The organism is Mesorhizobium calcicola (assembly GCF_042682105.1).
GTDB classification, from domain to species: Bacteria; Pseudomonadota; Alphaproteobacteria; order Rhizobiales; family Rhizobiaceae; genus Mesorhizobium; species Mesorhizobium calcicola.
On the sequence record NZ_JBHUGY010000002.1, the window covers coordinates 52,826 to 72,685 of the forward strand.

Here is a 19,860-nt window from a genome sequence, read left to right on the forward strand (position 1 = left end):
ATCAGATCTCCATGCCCAGCATGCTGGCCACCGTATGCACGTCCTTGTCGCCACGGCCGGACAGGTTGACGATGACGATCTGGTCCTTGTCCATGGCCGGCACGATCTTCACCGCATGCGCGATGGCGTGCGCCGATTCCAGCGCCGGGATGATGCCTTCGACGCGCGTCGTCAGCTTGAAGGCCTCCAGCGCCTCGTCGTCGAGGATCGGCACATAGTCGACGCGGCCGGAATCGCGCAGCCAGGAATGCTCCGGGCCGACGCCGGGGTAGTCCAGCCCGGCCGAGATCGAATGCCCGTCCATGATCTGGCCGTCGGCATTCTGCAACAGATAGGTGCGGTTGCCGTGCAGCACGCCCGGCGCGCCGGCATTCATCGAGGCGCAATGCTCGATGCCGTCGAGGCCTCGGCCGCCGGCCTCGATGCCGATGATGCGAACCTCTTTGTCGTCGAGGAAGGGATGGAACAGGCCGATGGCGTTGGAGCCACCGCCGACAGCGGCGATGATGGTGTCCGGCAACCGGCCTTCCTGTTCGAGGATCTGCGCGCGGGCCTCGGTGCCGATCACCGACTGGAAGTCGCGCACCAGTTCCGGATAGGGATGTGGGCCGGCAGCGGTACCGATCAGGTAGTAAGTGTCCTCGACATTGGTCACCCAGTCGCGCAGCGCCTCGTTCATGGCGTCCTTCAGCGTGCCGTGGCCGGCGGTCACCGGCCGCACCTCGGCGCCAAGCAGCTTCATGCGGAAGACGTTGGGGCTTTGGCGGGCGACGTCGGTGGCACCCATATAGACGACGCAGGGAAAACCGAAGCGGGCGGCAACCGTGGCCGACGCCACGCCATGCTGGCCGGCACCCGTCTCGGCGATGATGCGCTTCTTGCCCATGCGCTTGGCCAGCAGGATCTGGCCGAGGCAGTTGTTGATCTTGTGCGAGCCGGTGTGGTTCAGATCCTCGCGCTTGAAATAGACTTTTGCGCCGCCCCCGAGGCCCTTCGCCGAGGAAACCTCACGAAGATGCCTGGTCAGCCCTTCGGCGAAATAGAGCTTCGATGGCCGGCCGGCATAGTGGGTCGACAGGTCCGTGAGTTCAGCCTTGAAATCCGGATCGTTCTTGACCTCGTTCCAGTGCCGCTCCAGATCGAGGATCAGCGGCATCAGCGTTTCGGCAACGAAACGACCACCGAAGATGCCGAACATGCCCTGTTCGTCGGGTCCGGTGCGGAAGGAATTGGGTGTCGCCGGCTTGTCCATCGCCGATCTCCTGGTCTCGATGTGGGAGCATGTCCTTGTCGGAAAACCGGTTCCCACTTTTCCGGGACATGCTCAGGTTTGAGCCGGTCAGGCGGCGCGGTTGTCGCGCGCTGCCCTGACGGCCCGGAAAAACTGTTCGATCAGCGCCGGGTCCTTGACGCCCGGCGCGCTTTCCACGCCTGAGGAAATGTCTATTCCGGGCGGATTGGCAAGCCGAAGGGCGTCGCCGATGTTGGCGGCGTTGAGCCCACCGGAAAGCATGTAATCGACGCCGGCGTCAAGGCCGGCGAGGATGCGCCAGTCGAAGGCCACCCCATTGCCGCCCGGCAGCTCAGAGCCCTTTGGTGGCTTGGCGTCGAACAGGAACCGTTCGGCAATGCCGACAAACGGCTTTATCCGTTCGAGATCTGCGGCCTCGCTGACCGACAGCGCCTTCATCACCGGCAGCCCATAGCGGGCCTTGATCTCCGCCACGCGGGAAGGCGTTTCCGAACCGTGCAGCTGCAGCATGTCGGGCTGCATCGCGGCCACGATCTCGTCCAGGAAGGCGTCGCTGGCATCGACGGTGACAGCGACCGCTTTTGCCTTGCCGCGCGCCGCCTCGCGCAGACGGCCAGCCTCGGCCGGTTCGACATAGCGTGGACTTTTGGCGAAGAAAATAAAGCCGACATGACTGGCGCCGCCGGCCAGCGCCGCGGCCATTGCCGCGTCGGTCTTCAAGCCGCAGATCTTGATGTCGAGCGCCATGGCGCGGGAATTGGCACGAAAAGCGCGAAGAGTCGAGAAAAAGCATGCTGTTTGCCGGCAAGGCCAAAGGCGCTACCTATTGAAGGACAGGGACACAAGGCGGGAGCAAGACCATGGCCGACAGAACCATTCCCGAACTCAGGCAGAAGATCGCGCAGGCGCGCGAGGTGATCGCCCATCTGATGGACAAGGCCGCCTTCAACGGCGCCGAAGCGCATCGCGCGCTCGACTATTTCGGCGGCGATGAATTCGACGGCAACTTCCTGCCGTGGCCGCATCATGGCGATGAAGGGCTGCGGCCGGAGGAGCTCAACGCGGCGAATGACGATTGAGCCCGTGCGGCCAGTAGGAGCGTAACGCTGGGGGCAGAGGGGGGAAGGATCGCCACAGACGGCTTTCTTTCTCCGCCTCCGCATCACGCCGCCGGTGCAGACGCCCTACTCGAAAGCAATCGCTTGCAGCGCGCCGCCATTGCGCTTCAGCCAGGCCTTGCAGCGCTCGGTGTCCGGGCAAAGCTGCTCGCACAGCTTCCAGAATTTCGGACCATGGTTCATCTCCTTGAGATGCGCCACTTCATGCGCCACGAGGTAATTTATGACCGGCGACGGCGCCATCATGATGCGCCAGGAAAACGACAGATTGCCGTCCGAGGTGCAGGAGCCCCAGCGGCTCGACGTGTCCTTGAAGCGGATCGCCTTGGCGCGCTTGCCCAGCGCCTCGGTGTGTTTGCCCACCAGCTTCTCGATCTCGCGCTTGGCCTCGCGCTTGAGGAAATCGGCGATGCGGCGCGGCAGGTGCACGCGGTCGCCATGCACGATCAGCAGTGGACCGCGCTCGTCGCTCGATATGGTCACCGTGCCGCGCTGTGAAGGCTCATGCACGATGCGGTGCGGCACGCCGCGTACCGGGATCTTGATGCCCGGCCGCACCTGCGGCCGGGCCGGTACCTTGGCCAGCCGCTGCTCCAGCCAGTCCTGGTGACGGTCGAGGAACTTTTCCACCTCGCCGCGGCGCAGGCCCGGCGGCACCGTGATGCGCAGGCCCTGACCGCCCGAATCGATGCGCAGCGTCAGCCGCCTTGCGCGGTCGTTCTCAACGATCTTGAGCGGCAGGGTACGGCCGGCGACGCAATATTCGCGCTCCACGACGGGCGTGCGCTTCGGCTTGGTCAGATTGCGGAAGAATCCGAGGGTCATGGCGGGACGATACGTGATTCGAGAAAGACGAATAGAACAAAAAAGAAACGGCGCCGCTCGCGCGACGCCGTTTTTTCACGATGTGGCTCGTCGCCCGGCCATTAGAGCGACGTGTGTCCAATTGGACGCACAAAGTGCGCTCTAACACTTTTGAATCTACGCATCGTGCTTTCCGAAATCGATCTCGATTTCGGGCCGATGCGCTAGTCGTCAAGCAGGTTCGAGCCCTTGCCACGCTTGGTGGTCGTCGTCCCGGTGCTCGGATCGGTCTTCGTCGGCGCCGTCGACTTGTTGCGGTTCGCCATGAAGCGGTCGAACTCGTCCTGGTCCTTGGCGCGGCGCAATTCGCGGGCGTAGTCGTCGAACTCGGTCAGCATCTCGTCGAGTTTGCGGCGTTCCTCGGCGAGGCGCTCCAGTTCCTTTTCGCGCCAGTCGTCGAAAGCGACGTTACCGGTGCGGGAGGAACCATGGCCCCAGCGCGCAGCCTTGTCGGAACCGCGGCGGCAGCCGGCGAAGATGCCGTCGGTCGCGCGGTTGACGTCACGCTTGAAGCCATCGAGGCGGTCGCCCCAGATGATGTAGGCAAGCATGGCGAAGCCGAGTGGCCAGAACACCATGAAACCGATCACCATCAACGCGATGGTTGCCGGCGTCCAGGCCGGACGGATCAATGCAGATGTGTTCATTTTCTCCCATTCCTTCGGTTGGAGACAGCCAAACCCGGCTGCGTGGAATCGAAATGGGAAGGAGAAAACGGCGATTCAAGACAATGTCGGCCAAAACCGGACAAGCTCATGAAATGATTATCGCTTTTCGAGCGTATCGAAGAAAAACACGACCAGGCATGAGAAACAGTGGCAGTGCCGCCGGCGGTGCAATGGTTTGATGCATCGGCGGGGGACCCATTCCTATCAAAAATCCAGCGGCGCGTTGTCGACGACCTCCTTCATGACGAAGAACGTCCTCGTCTGGCGAACGCCGGGCAATGCGATCAATTGATCCCCGTGGATCCGGTTGAAGTCCGCCATGTCGCCGACCCTGATCTTCAGAAAATAATCGAAGTCGCCTGCCACCAGATGGCAATCAAGAATGAACTTCAGTTTCGCGACTGCCTTCTCGAATTCCGCGAAACTTTCCGGGGTCGAGCGGTCGAGCACGACGCCAACCATCACCAGCGCGCCTCTGTCGACCTTCTGCGGCGTCACCACTGCCCTGACATGGCTGATGTAGCCTTCATCGAACAAGCGCTGCGTGCGGCGGTGGCACGTCGCCGGGCTGACAGCAACCGACTGCGCCAGCTCCGCATTGGTCAGCCGCCCATTGTCCTGGAGCAGGCGCAACATTTTGAGGTCGATCCGGTCGAGCGATGCTTTCATGGAAGATTCTTCCGTGATTGTGGCGATTCATCGAAGTAATATAGCATTTTGGACGCCAGAAAGTAGGATTTCTGGCATTTTCTGATCGCTCTTAGAGAGCACCTTTCAAGCGAAAACTGATAGTGTTTCCAGCATCAAAATCACAATCAGAGGAGGATATCTCATGCTGGAGAAGTTCGAACGCTATCCGCTCACATTTGGACCGACCCATATCGAGAAACTGGATCGGCTCAGCGCTCATCTCGGCGGCAGGGTCGATCTCTATGCCAAGCGGGAAGATTGCAATTCCGGCCTCGCCTTCGGCGGCAACAAGCTGCGCAAGCTCGAATACATCATCCCGGACGCGATCGCCTCAAACGCCGACACGCTGGTTTCGATCGGCGGCGTACAATCCAACCATACGCGCATGGTGGCAGCCGTGGCCGCGAAAATCGGCATGAAATGCCGCCTCGTGCAGGAAAGCTGGGTGCCCCACGAGGACGCCGTCTATGATCGCGTCGGCAACATCCTTTTGAGCCGGATCATGGGCGCCGATGTCCAGATGGTCGATGAGGGCTTCGACATCGGAATCAGGGAAAGCTGGGAACAGGCGATCGCCGATGTGAAAGCCAAAGGCGGCAAGCCTTATCCGATTCCGGCCGGAGCTTCGGTGCATAAATATGGCGGTCTGGGCTACGTCGGCTTCGCCGAAGAGGTGCGCGCGCAAGAGAAGGAACTCGGCCTTGCCTTCGACTACATCGTCGTCTGTACCGTAACCGGCTCGACCCATGCCGGCATGGTGGTCGGCTTCGCCAAGGACGGTCGCGAGCGCAAGGTGATCGGCATCGACGCATCCTGCACCCCGGCGCAGACCAAGGCGCAAGTGCTGGACATCGTGCGGACCACGGCGACGCTGGTCGAACTCGGCAAGGAACTCGGTGAAGACGATGTGATCCTCATCGAGGATTATGCCTACCCGGTCTACGGCGTACCCTCGCAGGAGACGAAGGAAGCGATCCGTCTCTGCGCGCGCCTTGAAGGCATGATCACCGATCCTGTCTACGAGGGGAAATCCATGCAAGGCATGATCGACCTCGTGAGGAAGGGCTATTTCCCCGAAGGGTCGAAGGTGCTCTACGCCCACCTTGGGGGCGCTCCAGCCATCAACGGCTATGCTTATACGTTTCGTAATGGCTGAATGCCCGCAGGGCGTGGCAGGTGACCTCGGACGACTATCCCGCCCGCCGCAGCATGTTGCGGTGGACGGGAAGGGGAAAGGCGGCGCTTCAGGACAATGTCCGCCAAATCCGGACAAGCGGCCGAAACGATTGCCGCATTTTGAGTTCTTCGAGGAAAAGCACGACCACCCCGGCGACCAGGCCCCAGAATGCCGCGCCGACGCCGAACAGCGTCAAACCCGAAGCGGTGACGGCAAAGGTGACGGTGGCGGCCATACGGTGACCTTCGTCCTTGAGCGCGATCGACAGGGCGTTGGCAAGCGGCGCCATCAGCGCGAGACCCGCCACCAGCACGATCAGGCTCTGCGGCAGAACGGCGAAGATCGCCACCAGCGACGCACCGAAGATGGCGAAGACAAGATAGGCGAGCGCATAGAACGGGCCGGTCTTCCAGCGTTCGGCGGGGTCGGGGTGGACGTCCGGCCCGGTGCAGATCGCCGCCGAGATCGCCGCCAGATTGGTGGTCGAGCCGCCAAACGGCGCCGACAGCAGCGAAAACAGGCCGGTGACGCCGATCAGCGGGCCGGGCTCCGGGTGATAGCCGGCGGCGCGCAGCACGGCGAGGCCGGACAGGTTTTGGGAAGCCATGGTGACGAGGTAGAGCGGCAGCGCCAGGCCGATGATCGCGGCGACGCTGAAGTGTGGCGCGATCAGCGTCAGCGTCGACAGTTCCGGTGTCGGCAAGCCGCCGACGCGGCCGGTCAAGAAAGCGGCGAGGCCGCCGCCGATCAGCACCACCAGCACCGACACCGCCGGATTGAACAGCCGAATGACGAAGAAGGCCGCGATCAGCGGCAGCATCAGCCAGGGATCGGCGGGGATGGCCTTGACCGCGTTGATGGCGAAGCTGACGAGGATGCCGGCCAGCATGCCCGATGCCACCGACGGCGGTATCCTGGCGATCAGCCGCGTCAGCGGTCCGAACAGGCCAGTGGCGATCAAGAGGATGCCGGTGACGATGAAGGCGCCGACCGCTTCGCCCATCGAGAAGCCGCTCGACGCGGCGATCAGCGCCAGGCCCGGCGTCGACCAGGCGGTGATGACCGGCATCTTCGTGCGCCAGGACAGCCACAGGCACTCGATTGCCATCGCTAGGCAGATCGCCGTCACCCAGCTCGCGGTCTCGATCTGTGTCGCGCCGACCGCCTTGGCGGCGGCGATGACGATGGCCAGCGTGCCGCCGAAGCCGACGATTGCCGCGACAAAAGCGGATATCGGAATGGAGATGCGCATCAGTTTCCCCTCTGCGCCATGGCGTCGACGGCCCGCACCAGCATGTCGAGATCCTGGGGACGCGACAGGCGGTGGTCGCCGTCTGATATCAGCGACAAGGTCACATCGTCGGCCGGCAACAGGCTGACCAGCTTCAGCGCGTGGCTTGCCGGCACGTCCGCATCGGCCAGTCCCTGCAGGATGTGGACTGGGCAATGCGTGTCGATCGGGCCGGTCATTGTCAGGTTGTTGCGGCCGTCCTCGATCAGCGCGCGGGTGTAGATGTAAGGCTCGGCGGAATAGTCCGACGGCTCCTCGAAGAAGCCTTTTTCGGCGAGGGCGCGTTTCTGCGCCTTGGTCAGCGCCGGCTCGACCAGTTCAGCGGTGAAGTCCGGGGCCGGCGCCAGCAGCACCAGGCCGGCGACGTTTGTGTCGCCCGCCTTGCGCAGCTCCTGCACCATGCGCAGCGCGATCCAGGCACCCATGGAGGAGCCGACCAGGATCTGACTGCCCCTAGTGAAGTGGCGGAACACGGCGAGGCTCTGCGAAAGCCATTTCGAAATCGTGCCGTCGGCAAAGGCGCCACCGGATTCGCCATGACCGGAATAGTCATGGCGCAGGAAGGCGCGGCCTTCTCTTGCCGCCCAGTCCGACAGCGTCTGTGCCTTCGTGCCCAGCATGTCGGACTTGTAGCCGCCGAGCCAGACGATGCCGGGCACGGCGCCTGTCGTATGGCGCACCGCTATGCTCGATCCGTCGACATCCAGAAAGACAGGAGGCGTGTCGGTCATGGTTTCTTCCTTACGCCCGTCTTTTTGGCGCAGGGCGTCTTGTGGCACAGCCAATGGCGTGGCGAAAAGTGCTCGCGATGGTTCTTTGTTTGGTGCAGGGCAGCGATCAGGGTGATTTCCTGTCAATGCTGTGCTATTGACTTCGCCCGCGCGCTTACCACATTGGCGCGTCCACGCATCAAGATCCGCAAACCCTGAACGAAACGGCCAAGGAGACCACGACCATTCGCAGACCTTTCAAAGCAGCGGCGCCGACCAAGGATGGCCCGCGCTCCAACCGCGATATCCGGGTTCCCCGGGTCCAGCTTATCGACGCCGAAGGCCAGAACCGCGGCGATGTTTCCATCAACGACGCATTGCTGCTCGCCGAAGAGGCTGGGCTCGATCTCGTCGAGATATCGCCCAATGCGGTGCCCCCCGTCGTAAAGATCCTCGATCTCGGCAAGTTGAAATACGCCAACCAGAAGAAGGCGGCCGAGGCGCGCAAGAACCAGAAGGTCATCGAGATCAAGGAGATCAAGATGCGCCCGAACATCGACAGCCATGACTACGAGACCAAGATGAAGGCAGTTCGCCGCTTCTTCGAGGAAGGCGACAAGGTCAAGCTGACATTGCGATTCCGTGGCCGCGAGATGGCGCATATGGAACTCGGCATGCAGCTTCTGAACAAGGTTCGCGAGGAAGTGGCGACCATCGCCAAGGTCGAAGCGGAACCGAAGCTCGAAGGCCGCCAGATGATGATGGTGCTGGCGCCGCGCTAGATCACGATGACGTCAGGCCTGTTATCGCGATCTAAATCCGCCTGAATTGTGCTACAGGGCGTCCCGGCGACCGGCGGGACGCCTGTTTCTTGTCCAGATGCTGCGATCGCCGGCTCTGTTTTTATGCATGTCGTCCTCCCATAACCGGGGCCATTTTTTGGGCGACATGCATTAGGCTCTTCGACGATCGGATTCCGACTTTGGACAAAGAACTCAAATACGGGCTGGGTAACTACCAGCGCACGCGCAGGATGGTGCTTGCCGGGCTCGTGGTCGTGCTGTTCGCAGCGCTGCTGTTTGGCCAATCCACCTTCCCGCCCGACACGCCGATACATGAAACGATCGAGATGTTCGGCGTGCTGCTGATTTTCCTCGGCATCGTCGGGCGCCTTTGGGCGACGCTCTACATAGGCGGGCGCAAATCTTCCGAGGTGGTGACGGGCGGGCCTTACTCGATCACCCGCAACCCGCTCTATGTCTTCTCGACCGTGGCTGCGGCCGGCGTCGGCGCGCAGATCGGCTCGTTCTCCGGCATCATTCTCTTCGCTGTTTTGTGCGCGGGCGCCTTCCACATCGTCATCCTGCGCGAGGAGAAATTCCTCAAGGAAGCGCTCGGCGCTCCATATCAGGCCTATCTGGCGAAAGTGCCGCGCTTCTTCCCGAAATTGTCGCTCTACCAGGAGGGCGATACGGGCAGCTTCAAGCCGCGCCTGCTGTTGACCACGCTGCTCGACGGCCTGGTGTTCCTCGTCGCGCTGCCGGCCTTCGAACTGATCGACGGCGCCCAGCAGTCAGGCATTTTGCCGGTATTGTTTACGCTCCCCTGATCGAGGACCGAGCGTCGCGTCCCGACATCGCGGAAATGCGGGCGCAGTGGGTGTTGCACAGCGGGCTGCTTTGACGTATAGGACCGCGTTCCAAAAAACCGCCCGGCAGGGCATGCCGTGGCGGTTTCATTTGCTTTTCGGGCTTTGGTCGGCCTGAAGCGAACAAAACAAGAGGTGCTGCGTGCCAGAGGCACGGACAGCGACCTCATAGAAACGGAGTAGCAAAATGCCCAAGATGAAGACCAAGTCCGCCGCCAAAAAGCGGTTCAAGATCACAGGTACGGGTAAAGTCCTGTCGGCTGCGGCCGGCAAGCGTCACGGCATGATCAAGCGTTCCAACAAGTTCATTCGAAATGCCCGCGGCACGATGGTTCTGGCTGAACCGGATGGCAAGAAGGTCATCAAGAATTTTCTGCCGAACGGCCTCTAAGGCATTCGGTCCGGACACGCATTTGTTTTACGCAATTCCGAACGGAAAACCGCTAGGCACTTTTCCTGGAATTGCTTTTAAGGAGATCATGACATGGCACGCGTAAAGAGAGGCGTCACCTCGCACGCCAAGCACAAGAAGGTCCTGAAAGCCGCCAAGGGCTTCTACGGCCGCCGCAAGAACACCATCCGCATCGCCAAGCAGGCGGTGGAAAAGTCGCTGCAGTACGCTTACCGCGACCGCAAGAACCGCAAGCGCTCGTTCCGCGCGCTGTGGATCCAGCGCATCAACGCAGCGACCCACGAGCACGGCCTGACCTATGGCCGCTTCATCGACGGCCTCAACAAGGCCGGCATCGAGATCGATCGCAAGATCCTGTCGGACATGGCCATCCATGAGCCGCAGGCTTTCGCCGCGCTGGTGGCCAAGGCCAAGGTTGCGCTCGAATATCTGAAGAACACCACGCCGAACGCTTTTGAAAGCGCTGTCGCCTAAGCCAGCGCTTCCCAAGCATTCGCAATTCTGATTTTGGGGAACCCGCGCTGGCACGGCTGGCGCGGGTTCTTTTTTGACCCTGATGTAACCAAGTTGGTGACAGGCCTGATGGAGGTGGGTCGCCCGATCGAGAGAGTTTCGCCGTGAACGCCACCGCTGGAAATCTTGAAGCCCTGGAAGCTTCGCTGCTTGCCGACATCGCCTCAGCCGCCGACGAGGCGTCGATCGAAGCTGTGCGCGTCGCCGCCCTCGGCAAGAAGGGCTCGGTTTCCGAGATGCTGAAGACGCTCGGTGCGATGAGCGCCGAGGAGCGCCAGCTGAAGGGTCCGGCCATCAACGGCCTCAAGAACCGCGTCACCGATGCGCTCTCGCTGCGCCGGGCAGAGCTGAGGGATGTGGCGATCACCGCCCGCCTGGCCGCCGAAAGGGTCGACGTGACGCTGCCGGTGCGGCAGTCGCCGGCCGAGCGCGGCCGCATCCATCCGATCAGCCAGGTCATCGACGAGATTGCCGCGATCTTCGGCGATCTCGGCTTCTCGATCGCCGAAGGTCCGGACATCGAGACCGACTATTACAATTTCACCGCGCTGAATTTCCCGGAAGGCCATCCGGCGCGCGAGATGCACGACACCTTCTTCTTCCAGCCGGACGAGAAGGGTGAGCGCAAGCTTTTGCGCACCCACACCTCGCCGGTGCAGATCCGCACCATGGAGACGAAGAAGCCGCCGATCCGCATCGTCATTCCCGGGAAAACCTACCGCCAGGATTCGGACGCCACCCACTCGCCGATGTTCCATCAGGTCGAGGGGCTGGTGATCGACAGATCAGCCAATGTCGCCAACATGAAGTGGGTGCTGGAGGAGTTCTGCAAGGCCTTCTTCGAGGTGCCGAGCGTGAAAATGCGCTTCCGGCCATCCTTCTTCCCGTTCACCGAACCCAGCCTCGAGGTCGACATCCAGTGCGACCGTTCGCGGCCGGGCGAAGTGCGCTTCGGCGAAGGCTCCGACTGGATGGAGATCCTCGGCTGCGGCATGGTGCATCCCAATGTGCTGCGCCATGGCGGGCTCGACCCGGACGAATATCAGGGCTTCGCCTGGGGCATGGGCATCGATCGCATCGCCATGCTGAAATACGGCATGCCGGACCTGCGCGCCTTCTTCGATGCCGATGTCCGCTGGCTGTCGCATTATGGTTTCAGGCCGCTCGACATGCCGACGCTGTTCGGAGGCTTGAGCGCATGACGGCGCCCCATACCGGCGGCTGCCGCTGCGGCGCCGTGCGGTTCGAGGCATCGGTCGAACCGCATCACGTCAGCTATTGCCATTGCGGCGATTGCCGGCGGGCCAGCGGCGCGCCGGTGTCGGCCTTTGTCGGCTTCCTCGTCGATCAGGTGGCGTTCACCGGCAAGGCGCTGAAGATGTACGAGAACGGGCCGGTGACGCGTTCGTTCTGCGGCGTCTGCGGCTCACCGATCGCCTATGTCGACGAGCGGCTGGAGGACGTCATCTATTTCACGCTCGGCGCCATGGACATGCCGGCCGATTTCAAGCCGACGCTGCACGCCTATGTCAGCGAGCAGCTTCCCTTCCTGCATATGTCCGACGATCTGCCGAGACATCTGAAAACAAGCGTCAAAAGACCAGACGGAACAGTCCCATGAAACTCACCCTCTCCTGGCTCAAGGACCATCTCGAGACCGACGCCACGCTCGACGAGATCGTCGAGCGGCTGACCTCGATCGGCCTCGAAGTCGAGCATGTCGACGACAAGTCGAGCCTGAAACCGTTCGTCATCGCCAAGGTATTGACGGCGGTGCAGCATCCCGATGCCGACCGGCTGCGCGTGCTCACCGTCGATACAGGCGACGGCAAGCCGCCGGTGCAAGTGGTGTGCGGGGCGCCTAACGCCCGCGCGGGTCTGATCGGCGCCTTTGCTGCGCCCGGCACCTATGTGCCCGGCATCGACGTGACGCTTGCGGTCGGCAAGATCAGGGGCGTCGAAAGCCATGGCATGATGTGTTCCGAGCGCGAGCTGGAGCTTTCCGACGAGCACAACGGCATCATCGATCTGCCTGAAGATGCGCCTGTCGGCATCAGCTTCGCCAGCTATGCGCATCTCGACGATCCGGTCATCGAGATCAACCTGACGCCGAACCGGCCGGACGCCACCAGCGTCTACGGCATTGCCCGCGATTTGGCGGCGAGCGGGCTTGGACGCCTGGTCGGTGGCGCCATTATGCCGCATGTCGGCAACGGCATGTGTCCGGTCAAGGTGACGATCGAGGCGCCGGAGCTCTGCCCCGGCTTTGCGCTGCGGCTGGTGCGTGGAGTCAAGAACGGCCCATCGCCGAAATGGCTGCAGCAGCGGTTGATCGCCATTGGGTTGAGGCCGATCAGCGCGCTGGTCGACATCACCAACTACGTCACCTTCGACCGCGGCCGGCCGCTGCATGTATTCGACGCCGGGAAGGTCGCAGGCAATCTGACCGTGCGGCGCGCGCGCGATGGTGAAAAGGTGCAGGCGCTCGACGGCCGCGAATACGCGCTGACGCCGGAGATGTGCGTCATATCAGATGAGGACGGCGTCGAGTCGATCGCCGGCATCATGGGCGGCGAGCATTCGGGCTGTGACGAGAACACGTCGGACGTGCTGATCGAGTCGGCGCTCTGGGATCCGATCACCACCGCCCGCACCGGCCGCACGCTCGGCATCATCACCGACGCGCGCTACCGCTTCGAGCGCGGCGTGGACCCTGAATTCATGGTGCCCGGCGTCGAATTGGCAACGAAACTGGTGCTCGATTTCTGCGGCGGCACGCCGACGGAGACCGAAGTCGTCGGCTACGCCGGCCACCAGCCCAAGATCGTTTCCTTCCCGCTTTCGGAAGTGAAACGGCTGACCGGCATCGAGGTGCCGAGCCGGACAAGCCTCGACATCCTGTCGCGCCTCGGCTTCGAGCCGCGGGGCTCGGGCGAAATTGTCGACGTGAAGGTTCCGTCCTGGCGTCCCGATGTCGACGGCAAGGCCGACCTTGTCGAGGAGGTGATGCGCATCCACGGCGTCGACAACATTGCACCGCAGCCGCTCGGCGCGCATAACGCGGTCAATGCCAGGATCCTCACCACGCTGCAGGTCCGCACGCGCACGGCCAAGCGCGCGCTTGCCGTGCGTGGCATGATGGAGGCCGTCACCTGGTCGTTCATTCCGGCCAAGCATGCCGAGCTGTTCGGCGGCGGCCAGATGGCGCTGAAGCTCGCCAACCCGATCGCCGCCGACATGTCCGACATGCGGCCGTCGCTGCTGCCGGGGCTGATCGCCGCTGCCCAGCGCAATGCCGACAGGGGCATTGGCGACGTCGCCCTGTTCGAAGTGTCGGGCACCTACGAGGGCGACGGCGCCGACCAGCAGCGGCGCGTTGCCGCCGGCGTGCGGCGCGGCACGGCAAAGCTCGACGGCTCAGGCCGCAACTGGGCCGGCAATTCAGGCCCGGTCGGCGTGTTCGACGCCAAGGCCGATGCGATCGCCGCACTCGAAGCCTGCGGCGCGCCGGTCGACCGATTGCAGGTCGAGGCCGGGGGGCCGGCCTGGTATCATCCCGGCCGCTCCGGCACGATCAAGCTCGGGCCGAAAACCGTGCTCGGCACCTTCGGCGAATTCCATCCCAAGACGCTGGAGGGGCTCGATGTCTCCGGGCCGCTCTGCGGCTTCGAAGTCTTCGTCGACGCCGTGCCCGAGCCGAAGGCCAAGCCGACGAAAACCAAGCCGAAGCTGGAACTGTCCGCCTTCCAGGCGGTGAAGCGCGATTTCGCTTTCGTCGTCGACAGAGCGGTCGAGGCCGGCACGCTGGTGCGCGCCGCCCTTGCCGCCGACAAGAAGCTGATATCAGGCGTTTCGGTCTTCGATATTTTCGAGGGGACGTCGCTCGGCGCGGCCAAGAAGTCGATCGCCATCGAAGTGTCGATCCAACCGGTCGAGAAGACGCTGACCGACGAGGATTTCGAGGCCTTGGCCAGGCGCATCGTCGAGAATGTCGGCAAGCAGACGGGTGGCGTGCTCAGGACTTGAGGGATTGCGGGCAAGTGGCGAATCGCTCTCCAAAGGGCGATGGACCATCTGCGCTATTCCGGGCTCCCGTTCGAAGCACAACGTGCGGCGTTTCTCGACATCGTGTCGAGAGACGCGATGCTGAGTGACGCTTTGGGCCTGGCGCGGCGTCTTGCCTTGCCCGACTGGCTGCTGGTGTCCGGCGCGCTCTACAACACCGTCTGGAACGAGCTGACAGGCAAGCCATCGGGCTACGGCATCAAGGATGTCGACCTGTTCTATTTCGATGAGAGCGACCTCTCCTATGAGGCTGAGGACGGCGTCATTCGGCGAGCTGCAAAGCACTTCGAGGGGCTGACGCTGCCGGTCGAGGTGCGCAATCAGGCCCGCGTTCATCTCTGGTATCCGCTGAAGTTCGGACAGCCGTGCCCGCGCTATACAAGCTCCAGCGACTCGGTCCGCCACTTCGCCTCCAAAACCCACGCGGTCGGCGTCCGCTTCGATGCAGCCGGGCAACTCGAACTTGTGGCGCCGTTTGGCCTCGACGACATCTTCTCGTTTCGCATCACGCCCAACCGGGTGATGGACAACCGGCAGACGCATGAGGCCAAGGGGGCGCGTGCGAAGGGTAATTGGCCGGAGATATCAGTCGTGCCGTGGTAGGCATAGAGAAGATTACATGTCGCGGGACAGCACCCCCCTCTGTCCTGCCGGACATCTCCCCCGCAAGGGGGGAGATTGGATGTCACGCCGGCCTTCGCTAGTCGCCAGCGTTGGAGAAAAGGCGATAGCCGTGGAACTGCCAATCTCCCTCCTTGCGGGGGAGATGTCCGGCAGGACAGAGGGGGGTGTTTCGCGCCAACATCTCGCACAGCAATCGAAGGGGCGCCGCAGCGCCCCTTCGATTGATCCGAGGTCAACGCTCACCTATTCACCAGCGCCAGCAGCTCCTCGGTGTAGCGCTTGCCGACCACCTTGTCCGGTGACAGTGCGTCGCCGATGGCTTGCACCTCGGCCGCGCTCAGCTCGATCCCGGCCGCCGCCGCGTTCTGCTCCAGATGACGGATTTTCCGCGCGCCGGGGATCGGCACGATGAAGTCGCACTGGTGCAGCACCCAGGCCAGCGCCAGCTGCGCCGACGTCACGCCCTTCTCGGCCGCCATCTTTTCCAGCGTGGCGATGACCGCGGCGTTGGCGGCCATGGCGTCGGCCTGGAAGCGCGGCAGGCCGCGGCGCCAGTCGCCGTCGCTCAAGGCTTCGGGTTTGGCGATCGTGCCGGTCAACAGGCCACGGCCGAGCGGGCTGTAGGGAACGAAGCCGATGCCAAGCTCGCGGCAGACGGCGAGCACCTCGTCTTCCGGGTCGCGGCTCCACAGCGAGTATTCGCTCTGCACGGCCGATATCGGATGCACGGCATGCGCCCGGCGGATGGTTGCCGCGCTCGCCTCCGACAGGCCGAGCGCCCGCACCTTGCCTTCGCGCACCAGTTCGGCCATGGCGCCGACCGTATCCTCGGTCGGCACGTTGGGATCGACGCGATGCTGGTAGTAGAGGTCGATGACATCGGTGCCGAGCCGCTTCAGCGACGCCTCGGCCACCGCCTTGACATGTTCGGGGCGGCTGTCGACGCCGGCCATGCGGTCGATGCCTGTGCCTTCCTCCAGGATCTTGAAGCCGAATTTCGTGGCGATGGTCACCTTGTCACGCACCGACTTCAGCGCCTTGCCGAGCAGGATCTCGTTCTCGTAGGGGCCATAGACTTCAGCCGTGTCGAAGAAATTCACACCGATCTCGACGGCGCGGCGCAAGGTGGCGATCGCCTCGGCCTCCGGCTGGCCGCCATAGACGAAGCTCATGCCCATGCAGCCGAGGCCGACGGGGTAGACGTTCAATTCAGTTCCTAGCTTGCGGGTTTGCATCACGCGTCTCCTTGTTGTGATGCTTAAAGCGCGTCGACAACGCGCTTTAAGTCTTTGTTTTATGCAATCGTTGCCCCCAAAACCGCTGCGGACTTTTGGGCGACATGCATGAGGAGATAGCGCCTTGCAGTCTGTTCGATAATCAGCTCTTCTTCGTACGGGCTGTTCCAAGAAATAGATCAATGAACCGAGCACATCTTTCACAGCTTGCCGTGCTGGCAACCGTTGCCCAATGCGGCAGTTTTCGCGGCGCTGCCAGGGAATTGGCCATTGCGCCGTCGGCGGTCAGCCATGCGGTATCCAGCCTGGAGGCGCGGCTCGGCGTGCGGCTCTTGGCGCGCAGCACCCGCAGCGTCGCGCCGACGGAAGAAGGCGCGCAGCTGCTGGAGCGATTGCATCCGGCTTTATCGGAAATCGACCTGGCTCTGGAGACGGCGGTCGAGTCGCGCGACCGGCCGGCCGGCAATCTCCGGCTCAGCGTGCCGCGCACCGCCGCCCATCTGGTGTTGACGCCACGGCTCGGTGCGTTCGCGGCGGCCTATCCCGACATCGTCCTGGAGATTGTCATCGAGGACCGCTTCACCGATGTGGTGGAAGGCGGTTTCGATGCCGGCGTGCGGCTTGGCGAGAGCCTGCAGCGCGACATGATCGCGGTGCGTATCGGGCCGGACATTCGCGGCGCAGTGGTTGGCGCGCCATCCTATTTCGCGGCCATGCCGAGACCGCATCATCCGCGCGACCTTGCCGATCATCGCTGCATCCGCTTCCGCTTCTCCAGCGGCGTTCTCTACCGCTGGGAATTCGCGAAGGGCGGCGAGGAAATCGAGATCGCCGCGCAGGGGCCGCTGATCCTCGACGAGGACCATCTGATCGCGCAAGCGGCGGTCGACGGCACCGGGCTCGCCTTCGTCTTCGAGGATTATGTCCGCACGCCGCTCGCCGACGGCCGGCTGATCCGCGTGCTGAAGGACTGGTGTCCGCCCTTCGACGGTTTCTTCGTCTACTATCCCAGCCGCCGCCAGATGCGGCCGGCACTCAGGGCCTTCGTCGATTTCTTCAAGGTGAGCGGATGAAGCGCGACCACCCTCCCCTTGTGGGGAGGGTCGATCCGTGAAGCGGAGCGGGGTGGGGGTACTCGTAGGGCGCACCCCCACCCCGTCTCGCAATCTCCGCTTCGCTCCGACTGCGAGCCGACCCTCCCACAAGGGGGAGGGTGAAGAACGCTGGAAGAAACCCGCCCCACCCATCGTTCACGTTCCATGCAGGCATCCATCACAAACAGCACGACCCGCTACGGTTGGGGGGCGATCATTCTTCACTGGCTGATTGCGCTGATCTTCATCGGCCAGTTCGGGCTCGGCTTCATCATGGTGCGGCTGACCAGCCAGCGCACCGCCTTCGAACTGATCCAGCTGCACAAATCCTTCGGCTTTCTGCTGCTCGGACTGGTGATCCTGCGCATCGGCTGGCGCCTCGGCAATGTCTGGCCGGCGCTGCCGCGATCGGTCGGAACCTTGGAGCGGCGGGCCGCGCCGCTCGCTCACCTTGCGCTCTACGCGTTCCAATTGGCCCTGCCTTTGTCCGGCTGGGCGCTGGTGTCGGTGTCGATGCTGGAGATCCCCAGCCTGCCGTTCAATCTTTTCCTCATGCCGAACCTGCCGCTGGCCGAATCGGATGCGGCCGAAAGCTTCTGGGCGGCGGCGCATTGGTATCTCGCCTATGCCGGCATGATGCTGGTTGTGCTGCATGTCGCGGCGGCGCTGCGTCACCATTTCCAGCTCAGGGATGCCGTGCTCACGCGCATGATCACGCCTTCGTCAGACGATGGTGCGGAATAGAGCGGCCGGATCATTCGTTCATGGGGTGAGGCGCGCAGGAAATGCGCTGCCTACAACAAGGAATAACCCCATGTATATGCGCATCCTCGGATTTGCGGCGGTCGCCGTTTGCCTTGCCATGCCGGTTTCAGCGGCCGTCGAGCTTGGTGACGCCGCCGGCAGCTATGGGATCAGCCCGGCCGGCTCCAGCATCCGCTTTTCCATCGGCAAGGTCGGTGGCGGCGGCCTCAATGGCGCCTTCGCCCGCTTCAAGGGCTCGATCCGCATCGACAACACCGACGTCGCCCGCTCGCAGGTCAATTTCACCATCTTTCCCGAAAGCGTCGGCACCGGCCAGGGCCGCATCGATTCCTTCCTGCGCTCCGACGCGGTGTTCGACGCCGCCAACAGCCCGGAGATCCAGTTCCGCTCGACCAGCGTGACCCGCACCAGCGACACCACGGCTCTCGTCAGCGGCCGGCTGACGGCGCGCGGCAAGACGTTCCCGGAGAAGTTCACAGCCGAGCTTGGCGGGCTGAAGGCAGGCACGATCAAATTCCATGTCACCGGCCAGGTGCTCAGGTCACGTTACGGCATGGATGTCGGCACGCCGATCTATTCGAATATCGTCGACTTCGACATGACGCTGACCGGCAAAAGGGGCTGAGCGGAACTCAGCACCCGCATTGGCTTTTCCCGAGATTTCGGGCAAACCTCGTCGCCTGTAGTCGATAGGGAGAAGCCTGATGTTCCGATGGGGTGTTTTGTCGACGGCCAAGATCGGCCGCGAGCAGTTGTTGCCGGCAATGGTCGAGGCGGAGAACGGCGTTCTGGCGGCGATCGCCAGCCGCGACCTGTCGAAGGCCAAGGCACTGGCCGAACGCTTCGGCGCGCGCCACGCTTTCGGTTCCTACGAGGACCTGCTCGCCTCCAGTGAGATCGACGGCGTCTACATCCCGCTACCGACCTCCCAACACGTCGAATGGACAGCCAAGGCCATCGAGGCCGGCAAGCATGTGCTGGTCGAAAAGCCGCTGGCGCTCGACGCCAAGGACATTCTCCCGCTGATCAAGCTGCGTGATGCCAAGAAAGTGCTGGTCTGCGAAGCCTTCATGGTCATCTACCACCCGCAATGGATCAAGGTGCGCGACCTGATCGCCAGCGGCGCCATCGGCCGGCTGCGCCATGTGCAGGGCGCGTTCTCCTACTACAACGTCGACCCCAGCAACATGCGCAACCAGCTCGATCTCGGCGGTGGCGCGTTGCCCGATATCGGCGTCTACCCGACGGTGTCGACGCGCTTTTCCACCGGCAAGGAGCCGCTGCGGGTGCAGGCGACGATCGAGCGCGACAAGACATTCGGCACCGACATCTATTCCTCGATCCGTGCCGATTTCGGCGATTTCGAACTGTCCTTCTACCTGTCGACGCAGATGGCGGCCCGCCAGGTCATGGTCTTCCACGGCGAGAAGGGTTTCATCGAGGTGTTCTCGCCCTTCAATGCAGGGCTCTACGACCACCACCGCGTCGAACTGCACAACCAGAGCCACACGGAGGCGCAGGTCTTCCGCTTTCCCGGCACCCAGCAGTACCGGCGGGAAGTCGAGACCTTCGCGCGGGCCGCACAGGGCGGCGAGGAGCGTGTGTTCACGCTGGAGGAATCGGTGCTCAACCAGAAGGTCATCGACGCCATCTTCCGCGCCGGCGGCAAGGACGGCTGGGAGGCCGTCTGACCCTTGCTTGATGCATTCCGGAGGGAAAGTTTTTTCACGTTTT

The 19,860-nt window shown here is 63.1% G+C and carries 22 protein-coding genes; 14 read left to right on the forward strand and 8 right to left on the reverse strand.

Annotated elements, in window-relative coordinates; genetic code table 11:
• Position 1: 1 nt before the first annotated feature.
• Positions 2 to 1,252: a tryptophan synthase subunit beta gene (gene trpB / locus ACFSQT_RS00915; protein ID WP_379016594.1), complete on the reverse strand. Its 1,251-nt coding sequence runs from the start codon at positions 1,250 to 1,252 to the stop codon at positions 2 to 4.
• An 87-nt stretch (positions 1,253 to 1,339) separates the two neighbouring features.
• Entirely contained in the window at positions 1,340 to 1,999 is a 660-nt protein-coding gene (locus ACFSQT_RS00920; RefSeq protein ID WP_379016595.1) for a phosphoribosylanthranilate isomerase, read from the reverse strand.
• A 113-nt stretch (positions 2,000 to 2,112) separates the two neighbouring features.
• On the opposite strand from ACFSQT_RS00920, the gene ACFSQT_RS00925 reads away from it, so the two are divergent.
• On the forward strand, positions 2,113 to 2,331 hold the full coding sequence (locus ACFSQT_RS00925; protein WP_379016596.1) for a hypothetical protein: 219 nt from the start codon (positions 2,113 to 2,115) through the stop codon (positions 2,329 to 2,331).
• 105 nt (positions 2,332 to 2,436) lie between these two features.
• Here ACFSQT_RS00925 and ACFSQT_RS00930 read toward each other — a convergent pair whose 3' ends face one another.
• From ACFSQT_RS00930 to ACFSQT_RS00940, 3 genes are all read right to left on the reverse strand, one after another.
• Positions 2,437 to 3,195 (reverse strand): M48 family metallopeptidase, encoded by a 759-nt coding sequence (locus ACFSQT_RS00930; RefSeq protein ID WP_379016597.1) that lies wholly within the window; start codon positions 3,193 to 3,195, stop codon positions 2,437 to 2,439.
• A 203-nt stretch (positions 3,196 to 3,398) separates the two neighbouring features.
• Positions 3,399 to 3,881 carry a DUF2852 domain-containing protein gene (locus ACFSQT_RS00935; protein ID WP_379016598.1) on the reverse strand — a complete coding sequence of 161 codons (483 nt, stop codon included), beginning with the start codon at positions 3,879 to 3,881 and terminating at the stop codon, positions 3,399 to 3,401.
• 225 nt (positions 3,882 to 4,106) lie between these two features.
• Positions 4,107 to 4,571, reverse strand: a complete 465-nt coding sequence (locus ACFSQT_RS00940; RefSeq protein ID WP_095083161.1) for an Lrp/AsnC family transcriptional regulator — start codon at positions 4,569 to 4,571, stop codon at positions 4,107 to 4,109.
• Positions 4,572 to 4,734: 163 nt separating this feature from the next.
• Here ACFSQT_RS00940 and ACFSQT_RS00945 point away from each other — a divergent pair, with 163 nt between their 5' ends.
• Entirely contained in the window at positions 4,735 to 5,748 is a 1,014-nt protein-coding gene (locus tag ACFSQT_RS00945; protein WP_379016599.1) for a 1-aminocyclopropane-1-carboxylate deaminase, read from the forward strand.
• Between the two features lie 88 nt (positions 5,749 to 5,836).
• Here the strand turns inward: ACFSQT_RS00945 and ACFSQT_RS00950 are convergent, their stop codons facing one another.
• Positions 5,837 to 7,021 (reverse strand): benzoate/H(+) symporter BenE family transporter, encoded by a 1,185-nt coding sequence (locus ACFSQT_RS00950; RefSeq protein ID WP_379016600.1) that lies wholly within the window; start codon positions 7,019 to 7,021, stop codon positions 5,837 to 5,839.
• The gene (locus ACFSQT_RS00955; protein WP_379016601.1) at positions 7,021 to 7,791 is read right to left on the reverse strand and encodes an alpha/beta hydrolase; all 771 of its coding nucleotides are present in this window, start codon (positions 7,789 to 7,791) and stop codon (positions 7,021 to 7,023) included. Before ACFSQT_RS00955 ends, ACFSQT_RS00950 begins: the two co-directional genes overlap by 1 nt.
• Positions 7,792 to 8,015: 224 nt before the next feature.
• Between ACFSQT_RS00955 and infC the strand changes: the two genes are divergently transcribed.
• The 8 genes from infC to ACFSQT_RS00995 all read left to right on the forward strand — a co-directional run bounded on the left by infC (position 8,016) and on the right by ACFSQT_RS00995 (position 15,011).
• Complete coding sequence (infC, locus tag ACFSQT_RS00960) at positions 8,016 to 8,552, forward strand: translation initiation factor IF-3 (protein ID WP_010912915.1); 537 nt, start codon at positions 8,016 to 8,018, stop codon at positions 8,550 to 8,552.
• A 200-nt stretch (positions 8,553 to 8,752) separates the two neighbouring features.
• The gene (locus ACFSQT_RS00965; RefSeq protein ID WP_379016603.1) at positions 8,753 to 9,379 is read left to right on the forward strand and encodes a methyltransferase family protein; all 627 of its coding nucleotides are present in this window, start codon (positions 8,753 to 8,755) and stop codon (positions 9,377 to 9,379) included.
• A 226-nt stretch (positions 9,380 to 9,605) separates the two neighbouring features.
• Positions 9,606 to 9,809 carry a 50S ribosomal protein L35 gene (rpmI, locus tag ACFSQT_RS00970; protein WP_006201248.1) on the forward strand — a complete coding sequence of 68 codons (204 nt, stop codon included), beginning with the start codon at positions 9,606 to 9,608 and terminating at the stop codon, positions 9,807 to 9,809.
• A gap of 93 nt (positions 9,810 to 9,902) precedes the next feature.
• Positions 9,903 to 10,304 carry a 50S ribosomal protein L20 gene (rplT, locus tag ACFSQT_RS00975; protein WP_006201247.1) on the forward strand — a complete coding sequence of 134 codons (402 nt, stop codon included), beginning with the start codon at positions 9,903 to 9,905 and terminating at the stop codon, positions 10,302 to 10,304.
• Between the two features lie 143 nt (positions 10,305 to 10,447).
• Positions 10,448 to 11,545: a phenylalanine--tRNA ligase subunit alpha gene (gene pheS, locus ACFSQT_RS00980; protein ID WP_379016604.1), complete on the forward strand. Its 1,098-nt coding sequence runs from the start codon at positions 10,448 to 10,450 to the stop codon at positions 11,543 to 11,545.
• Positions 11,542 to 11,964, forward strand: a complete 423-nt coding sequence (locus tag ACFSQT_RS00985) for a GFA family protein (protein WP_379016605.1) — start codon at positions 11,542 to 11,544, stop codon at positions 11,962 to 11,964. The genes pheS and ACFSQT_RS00985 overlap by 4 nt, the downstream gene beginning before the upstream one ends.
• On the forward strand, positions 11,961 to 14,369 hold the full coding sequence (pheT, locus tag ACFSQT_RS00990; RefSeq protein WP_379016606.1) for a phenylalanine--tRNA ligase subunit beta: 2,409 nt from the start codon (positions 11,961 to 11,963) through the stop codon (positions 14,367 to 14,369). Before ACFSQT_RS00985 ends, pheT begins: the two co-directional genes overlap by 4 nt.
• Positions 14,370 to 14,408: 39 nt before the next feature.
• A complete protein-coding gene (locus ACFSQT_RS00995) occupies positions 14,409 to 15,011 on the forward strand; it encodes a nucleotidyltransferase family protein (protein WP_379016608.1) in 603 nt (200 codons plus the stop codon).
• 260 nt (positions 15,012 to 15,271) lie between these two features.
• On the opposite strand, the gene ACFSQT_RS01000 is transcribed toward ACFSQT_RS00995, so the two are convergent.
• Complete coding sequence (locus ACFSQT_RS01000) at positions 15,272 to 16,267, reverse strand: aldo/keto reductase (RefSeq protein ID WP_379016609.1); 996 nt, start codon at positions 16,265 to 16,267, stop codon at positions 15,272 to 15,274.
• A gap of 182 nt (positions 16,268 to 16,449) precedes the next feature.
• Between ACFSQT_RS01000 and ACFSQT_RS01005 the strand changes: the two genes are divergently transcribed.
• From ACFSQT_RS01005 to ACFSQT_RS01020, 4 genes are all read left to right on the forward strand, one after another.
• Positions 16,450 to 17,340, forward strand: coding sequence for a LysR family transcriptional regulator (locus ACFSQT_RS01005; RefSeq protein ID WP_379016611.1), 891 nt, complete (start codon positions 16,450 to 16,452; stop codon positions 17,338 to 17,340).
• Positions 17,341 to 17,526: 186 nt separating this feature from the next.
• Positions 17,527 to 18,105 (forward strand): cytochrome b, encoded by a 579-nt coding sequence (locus ACFSQT_RS01010; RefSeq protein WP_379016612.1) that lies wholly within the window; start codon positions 17,527 to 17,529, stop codon positions 18,103 to 18,105.
• A gap of 70 nt (positions 18,106 to 18,175) precedes the next feature.
• Positions 18,176 to 18,751 carry a YceI family protein gene (locus tag ACFSQT_RS01015; protein WP_379016613.1) on the forward strand — a complete coding sequence of 192 codons (576 nt, stop codon included), beginning with the start codon at positions 18,176 to 18,178 and terminating at the stop codon, positions 18,749 to 18,751.
• A gap of 79 nt (positions 18,752 to 18,830) precedes the next feature.
• Positions 18,831 to 19,817, forward strand: a complete 987-nt coding sequence (locus tag ACFSQT_RS01020; RefSeq protein ID WP_379016615.1) for a Gfo/Idh/MocA family protein — start codon at positions 18,831 to 18,833, stop codon at positions 19,815 to 19,817.
• The last annotated feature ends 43 nt before the right edge of the window (positions 19,818 to 19,860 follow it).